At 74.0% G+C, this 6,871-nt stretch carries 6 protein-coding genes; 5 read left to right on the top strand and 1 reads right to left on the bottom strand.

Annotated elements, in window-relative coordinates; genetic code table 11:
* The first annotated feature begins 30 nt into the window (after window positions 1-30).
* Window positions 31-2,028: an alpha-galactosidase gene (locus tag ACFVGO_RS32550; protein ID WP_380349077.1), complete on the top strand. Its 1,998-nt coding sequence runs from the start codon at window positions 31-33 to the stop codon at window positions 2,026-2,028.
* Between the two features lie 79 nt (window positions 2,029-2,107).
* Here the strand turns inward: ACFVGO_RS32550 and ACFVGO_RS32555 are convergent, their stop codons facing one another.
* Window positions 2,108-2,893: a DeoR/GlpR family DNA-binding transcription regulator gene (locus ACFVGO_RS32555; protein WP_359915536.1), complete on the bottom strand. Its 786-nt coding sequence runs from the start codon at window positions 2,891-2,893 to the stop codon at window positions 2,108-2,110.
* Window positions 2,894-3,106: 213 nt separating this feature from the next.
* Between ACFVGO_RS32555 and ACFVGO_RS32560 the strand changes: the two genes are divergently transcribed.
* From ACFVGO_RS32560 to ACFVGO_RS32575, 4 genes are read left to right on the top strand one after another with little or no spacing between them, the layout of a single operon-like run.
* Window positions 3,107-3,979, top strand: a complete 873-nt coding sequence (locus ACFVGO_RS32560) for a sugar isomerase (protein ID WP_359915528.1) — start codon at window positions 3,107-3,109, stop codon at window positions 3,977-3,979.
* Window positions 3,976-4,890: an ROK family protein gene (locus tag ACFVGO_RS32565; RefSeq protein ID WP_380635685.1), complete on the top strand. Its 915-nt coding sequence runs from the start codon at window positions 3,976-3,978 to the stop codon at window positions 4,888-4,890. The genes ACFVGO_RS32560 and ACFVGO_RS32565 overlap by 4 nt, the downstream gene beginning before the upstream one ends.
* A complete protein-coding gene (locus ACFVGO_RS32570; protein WP_380349071.1) occupies window positions 4,887-5,828 on the top strand; it encodes a 1-phosphofructokinase family hexose kinase in 942 nt (313 codons plus the stop codon). Before ACFVGO_RS32565 ends, ACFVGO_RS32570 begins: the two co-directional genes overlap by 4 nt.
* Window positions 5,819-6,667 (top strand): ketose-bisphosphate aldolase, encoded by an 849-nt coding sequence (locus ACFVGO_RS32575; RefSeq protein WP_380349069.1) that lies wholly within the window; start codon window positions 5,819-5,821, stop codon window positions 6,665-6,667. The genes ACFVGO_RS32570 and ACFVGO_RS32575 overlap by 10 nt, the downstream gene beginning before the upstream one ends.
* Window positions 6,668-6,871 lie beyond the last annotated feature (204 nt).

The raw sequence follows: 6,871 nt of genomic DNA on the forward strand, positions 1-6,871 counted from the left end.
TCACTCAGATCGAAAGGATCCCCCACACCTGTGACCAGACGACTCCTGTCCCGCCGGGCCGCGTCCCTTGCCGCGACGACCGCCCTCCTCGCCGGGGCCGCACTCGGCGCCACCCCCGCCGCGGCGAACGACGGCGTCACCGCGCCGGCCGCCAACCACACCGCCTCGGCCGCCCCCAACGGTCCGATCGGCGCGCTCCCCCCGATGGGCTTCAACAACTGGGCCCGGGCCCAGTGCACCCCCCAAGCCCCGCTCGACGGTTCGGACCCGCTCCACTACTCCTTCCAGCAGTACATGGAGGACAACGCGAAGGCGCTGTCCGACACCGGCCTGATCGCGGCCGGCTACCGGACCGTCACCGTCGACGACTGCTGGATGTACCGCAACAGCGCCGGCTACCTGCACGGCGCGCTGAACTGGGGCGGCGCCACCGACGTCCGCGACACGACCAGGCAGCCCGGCTTCGACCACGAGCTCACCGGGTACGGTGACTACCTGCACGGACTCGGTGCCGAGTTCGGCATCTACGAGACCTCCGGCACCCACACCTGTTCCACCGCCACGCCGAGCTCCCCCAACCTCCCCAACGGCAGCGAGTACCACGAGCAGGACGACGCCAACTCCTTCGTCTCCTGGGGTGTGAACGCGCTCAAGTACGACAACTGCGGCGACCAGGAGCCGGTGCGGACGCTCGACACCCGGATGTCGGGCGCCCTGAACTCGGCGGTCGCCGCCGCGAACAAGGCCGGAAGGCCCACCCCGAACGTGATGTTCAACATCTCGGCCCCGGCCGGCTACGGCAACGGGCCGGCCAAGTTCGCCGCGATGCGGTGGGTGCGCCCGCTCGGGCAGCTGTGGCGGGTGGGCCCGGACATCTACAACGACTACGACAACGGCGCCACCGACCCGTGGAACCAGCCGCTGGGCCGGCAGTCCTCCTACAACTTCGGTGCCTACCAGAGCTTCGACAACACCGTCGAACTCGGCCGCTACCAGGGCCCCGGCAACTGGAACGACGCCGACATGCTGCTGATCGGCGACAACGGCATGACCACCGCCGAGGAACGCAGCCAGATGTCCCTGTTCTCCGCCCTGGCCGCGCCGCTCGTCATCTCCACCGACGCCCGCAAGTTCGAGCCCGCCTACCTCGCCGCCCACCCGGCCGAGGCCCCGCACCTGAAGGCGTCGATCGGCATCCTGTCCAACCCGGAGGTCATCGCCGTCGACCAGGACCCGCTGGGCGCCGGCGGCCACCGCGTGGCCGGCGGCGGCGCGAACGCCGACGGCACCCCGGCCGCGGCCTCGGGCATCGACGTCGTGGTCAAGCCGCTCGCGGACGGCGGCCGCGCGGTCGTGGTCACCAACAAGGGTGCCGCGAGCGCGAGCTACACGCTCGACCTGAACGCCGTCGGCTTCAACGGCGGCGGCAGGTACACCGTCCGCGACCTGTGGGCGCACCGGACCAGCCGCTCGACCGGCACCGTCGCCCTCACCATCGGCTCGCACGACAGCGCCATGCTGCGGATCACCCCGCCGAAGGGCGGCACCGCCACCCCGCGCGGCCAGATCACCGTCTCGCGCGACGACTGGGGCAAGGCCTCGCTCTGCCTGGACAACCACGCCTCCGGCACCGGCGCCGGAAACCCGGTCGACGTCTCCCCCTGCACCGGCGGCAGCAACCAGCAGTGGCAGCTGAACACCGACGGATCCGTCCAGCTCCTCCAGGCCGGCGCGGCCGGCCTCTGCCTGACCGCGCAGGACGGCAGTACCTCCGGGGCGCTCAACGGGCAGCAGGGCCAGTGGGTCGGCGTCGCGGCCTGCGGCTCGGCCCCCGGCCACCAGAGCTGGAGCTACAACCGGGACGGCAATCTGAAGCTCGCCGGGACCAGCTCCTGCCTGGACGTCTACGGCGGCACCACGACAGCCGCCGGCACGCCCGTCGACCTGTACCCGTGCGGCGCCGCACCGGACGCGGTCCAGAGCAACCAGACCTGGGCGGCACCGTTCAACACCCCGCCTTCGGCCTGACGAAACGTCATCGTCCCCGCGGCGCGGGCGGGTTCCACGGAACCCGCCCGCACCGCGGGCTCCGGTCCGTGGGCGGGTGCTACACGCAGTGGACGTCCACCCCGCGGGCGGTGAACCGCTCCACCAGTTCCTCCGGGGCGTCGGCGTCGGTGACGAGCGCGTCGATCGTGCCGGTGTCGCAGACCTGCGCGAACGCGCGCTTGCCGAGCTTGGTGGAGTCGGCCACCACGATGACCCGCTCCGCCCGCTCGGCCATCGCCCGGTTGGCGCTCGCCTCGCCCTCGTCGTGGGTGGCGGCGCCGAACTGCGGGTCGACGGCGTTGACGCCGAGGATCGCGTAGTCCAGCGAGATCGCCTGCAGCATCATGGTCGCCAACGGTCCGGTCAGCTCGTAGGACTGGGGCCGGGCCACGCCGCCGGTGACCACGGTCTTCACGTACGGGCGCACCGCCAGCTCGTTGGCGATGTTGATCGCGTTGGTGACCACGGTCAGCGCCGTCTGATTGCCGTGCCCGGCCAGATCGGTCCGGGTGGCGAACTCTCGGGCCACCTCGGAGGTGGTGGTGCCGCCGTTGAGCCCGACCACCGCACCGGGCGGGACGAGCGCGGCGGCGGCCTTCGCGATGCGCTGCTTCTCGCCGGCCTGGCGCGCGGTCTTGTAGCGGAGGGGCAGGTCGTACGCGACTTCGCTCAGCACCGCGCCGCCGCGGGTGCGGGTCAGCAGCTGCTGGCGGGCGAGCTCGTCCATGTCCCGGCGCACGGTGGCAGCGGAGACGCCCAACAGCTCGGCCGCCGTCATGACGTCGATCCGGCCCCGATCACCAAGGATCTCCAGCAGCCGCGACCATCGCTCATCCGGGCTCATCTTCTCTCCTCGACTCGGTCGTCCCTGGTCACGAGCCTATCCGCCAGCCGTCATCGACCGGGTGGCGCGATCCTCTCGATGAAGCAGTATTGCTCAAAGATGACGCATTGAGCTATGAATAGAGCAGTTTCAAGCAGATGCTTGCAGCATGAAGCAGTGCTCGGCGCGGACCGATCCCCGAGCACCACCCGTGCCCCCAGCGAGGAGAGCCAGATGAGTCACGTCGAGCGGGAGATCGCCAGTCAGCCGGAGTGCTGGCGCAAGGCACTGGAACTGGAGCCCGCCGGGCTGCCCGAGCGCGGCGAGCGGGTGGCCGTGATCGGCTGCGGCACCTCGCTCTACATCGCGCAGGCGTACGCGGGCCTTCGCGAGGGCGCCGGCCTCGGTGAGACCGACGCCTTCGCGGCCTCCGAGTTCCCGGCGGCCCGTGGCTACGACCGCGTCGTCGCCATCACCCGCTCGGGAACCACGACCGAGGTGCTCGCCGCGCTGGAGCGCTGCGGCGGGACGCCTACCGTCGCACTCACCGGCGACCTCGCCACCCCGATCGGCACGGCCGCCGGCACCGTGGTCGACCTGGAGTTCGCCGACGAGAAGTCGGTGGTGCAGACCCGCTTCGCCACCACCGCACTGGCGCTGCTGCGCGGCCACCTCGGCCTCGCCCCCGCCGACCTGGCCGCCCACGCCGAGCGGGCGCTGGCCGCCCCGCTGCCCGAACGGGCCACCGAGGCAGGCCAGTTCACCTTCCTCGGGACCGGCTGGACGGTCGGCCTGGCCCACGAGGCGGCCCTCAAGCTGCGCGAGGCCTCCGGGTCGTGGACCGAGTCCTACCCGGCCATGGAGTACCGGCACGGCCCGATCAGCGTCACCGGCCCGAACAGCGTGGTGTGGTTCTTCGGCGAGCCGCCGACCGGACTGGTCGACCAGGTCGAGCCGACCGGCGCCGTGCTGTCGGTGAGCGCGCTGGACCCGATGGCCGACCTGATCCGCGCCCAGCGGCTCGCCGTCGAACTGGCCAAGGGCCGCGGACTGGACCCCGACCAGCCGCGCAACCTCACCCGCTCCATCGTGCTCACCCGGCCGTGACCGCGACGGCGATCGCCCTCGACGTCGGCGGAACCTACATCAAGGGCGCGGCCGTGGCCCCGGACGGCCGCCTCTGCCACACCGAGCGCTGGTTCACCCGCGCCGAACGCGGGCCGGAGGCCGTCCTCGAAACCGTCCTCGACTGCGCCGCCGAACTCGCCGGACGCTTCCGCCCGGCCGCCGCGGGGATCGCCGTGCCCGGCATCGTCGACGAGGCGGCCGGCACCGCGGTGCTGGCCGCCAACCTCGGCTGGCGGGACCTGCCCGTCCGGCACTGGCTGTCCGAACACCTGGGCATCCCCGTCGCGTTCGGGCACGACGTGCGGGCCGGGGGCGTCGCCGAGGCCAGGGCCGGCGCCGGCCGCGGCAGCCGCAACTTCCTCTTCGTACCCGTCGGCACCGGGATCGCCGCCGCGCTGATGGTCGACGGGAGGCCGCTCACCGGCAGCCACACCCGCGCCGGCGAGCTGGGCCACCTGGTGGTGCGCCCCGGCGGCGAGCCGTGCGCCTGCGGCCGTCGCGGTTGCGTGGAGACCCTCGCCTCGGCGGCCGCCGTCGCCCGCCGCTACACCGCCGCCACCGGGGAGGCGGGCGTCACCGCCGAGCAGGTCGGCCAGCGCGCCGCGACCGGGGACCGCGCGGCCGCCGCCGTCTGGAGGGAGGCCGTCGACGCACTCGCCGACGGCCTGGCGAGCGCGATCACGCTGCTCGACCCCGAGCGGATCGTGATCGGCGGCGGCCTCGCCCGAGCGGGCGAGCCGTACTTCGCGCCACTGCGGGCGGCGGTGGCGGCGCGGCTCTCCTTCCAGACGATGCCGGAGCTCGTACCCGCCGAACTCGGCCACGAGGCGGGCTGTTTCGGTGCCGGACTGCTCGCGCGGGACCTCCTGGGCGAGGGAGCGGCGGAGTGATCCTCACCGTCACCCTGAACGCCGCCCTGGACATCACCCACCACCTGGACCGGATGCGCCCGCACGGCAGCAACCGGGTCCGGGCGGTGGCCCAGCGCGCGGGCGGCAAAGGCGTCAACGTCGCCAGGATCCTGCACGCCCTCGGCCACCCGACCGTGGTCACCGGCCTGACCGGCGGCCTCACCGGCCGGGCGATCCGCGCCGAACTGGCGTCCGCCGGCCTGGCCGACCGCATGCTGTCGATCGCGGGCGAGTCCCGGCGGACGGTGGCCGTGGTCGAGGAGGACCTCGGGGACACCACGATCCTGCTCGAACCCGGCCCGGTGGTGAGCGCCGAGGAATGGGCGCGGTTCCTCGACCACCTCGACACCCTGCTGCCGCGCGCCGCGGCGGCGGTCCTCTCCGGCAGCCTGCCGCGCGGCGTGCCCGAGGACGCCTACTCCCACCTGCTCCGGCTCGCGCACGCACACGGCGTCCCGGCGGTGCTCGACGCCGACGGGGCGGCGCTCAGCACGGCGCTGGCGGCCGGACCGGCCCTGATCAAGCCGAACGCGGACGAACTCGCCGCCGCCACCGGCCTGACCGATCCGGTGGCCGCAGCCCGCGGGCTGCGGGCCGCGGGCGCCGGTGCGGTGGTCGCCTCGCTCGGCGCCGACGGCCTCGTCGCCGTCACCGCGCAGGGCGGTTGGCGCGCCCGCTCGCCCGAGCGGCTGGCCGGCAACCCCACCGGCGCCGGCGACGCCGCCGTCGCCGCGCTCACCCTCGGCCTGGTCGGCGGAACGCCCTGGCCCGACCGGCTGGCCGAGGCCGTGGCACTGTCCGCGGCCGCCGTCGCCGCACCGCTGGCCGGCGACTTCGACCCCGCCCTCCACCAGGCCCTGCGGTCCCGCGTGGACGTCCGTCCCTTCGCAACCGAGGAGTTCGACCCATGCCCCTGAGCGGAACCGGCGCGATCGCCGCCGCCGCTGCCGAAGCCGCGTGCGGCGTCGGCGCGTTCAACGTCATCCAGCTGGAACACGCCCAGGCGATCGTCGCCGGGGCCGAGGCCGCCGGTGCGCCGGTGATCCTGCAGATCAGCGAGAACGCCGTGCGCTACCACGGCGCCCTCGATCCGATCGGCGCCGCCACCCTGGCCGTCGCCCGGGCCGCGCGGGTGCCGGTCGCGGTCCATCTGGACCACGCCACCTCCGTGGAACTCGTCCACCGTGCCGTGGAGTTGGGCTTCACCTCGGTGATGTTCGACGCCTCGGTGCTGCCGTACGAGGAGAACGTGCGGGCCACCGCCGAGGTGGTGCGGCGGTGCCACGCCGCGGGTGTCTGGGTGGAGGCCGAACTCGGCGAGGTCGGCGGCAAGGACGGCGTCCACGCCCCGGGTGTGCGCACCGATCCGGCCGAGGCCGCGGCGTTCGTCGCCGCCGCCGGCGTGGACGCGCTCGCGGTGGCCGTCGGCACCTCGCACGCGATGCTCACCCGCGACGCGGCGCTCGACTTCGAGCTCATCGGACGGTTGCGCCGGGCGGTGCCGGTCCCGCTCGTCCTGCACGGCTCCTCGGGTGTGGCGGACGGGGACCTCACCGCGGCCGTGGAAGCCGGCATGACCAAGGTCAACATCGCCACCCACCTCAACCAGGTGTTCAGCACCGCCGTCCGCCGGGCCCTGGCCGACGACGCGCGGCTGGTCGACACCCGCCGCTACCTCGGGCCGGCCCGCGCGGCCGTCGCCGCCGAGGTCACCCGCCTGCTCGGCGTCCTCAAGGCGACAGCACCGGCGGCCTGAGCCGCCACCACCGCCCGCAGCCCGACCGGGATCACCACAGCACGGCGACGGCCGCCCGCCCCCGAGGGGGACGGGCGGCCGCGTCGTTGCTCAGGCGGGTCCGACGGTGCGGAACGCCTCGCCGCCGAGCACCCAGCGGCCGCGGCGCATGACGGCGACCAGGTCGTAGCTCTCGGAGTCGACCACGACCAGGTCGGCGAGCTT

This window comes from Kitasatospora sp. NPDC057738, assembly GCF_042798815.1.
Taxonomy (GTDB): domain Bacteria; phylum Actinomycetota; class Actinomycetes; order Streptomycetales; family Streptomycetaceae; genus Kitasatospora; species Kitasatospora lactacystinica.

Coding starts and splice junctions, on each gene's coding strand:
- ACFVGO_RS32555 (WP_359915536.1), bottom strand. CDS start 2,893: ATGAGCCCGGATGAGCGATGGTCGCGGCTGCTGGAGATCCTTGGTGAT.
- ACFVGO_RS32560 (WP_359915528.1), top strand. CDS start 3,107: ATGAGTCACGTCGAGCGGGAGATCGCCAGTCAGCCGGAGTGCTGGCGC.
- ACFVGO_RS32575 (WP_380349069.1), top strand. CDS start 5,819: ATGCCCCTGAGCGGAACCGGCGCGATCGCCGCCGCCGCTGCCGAAGCC.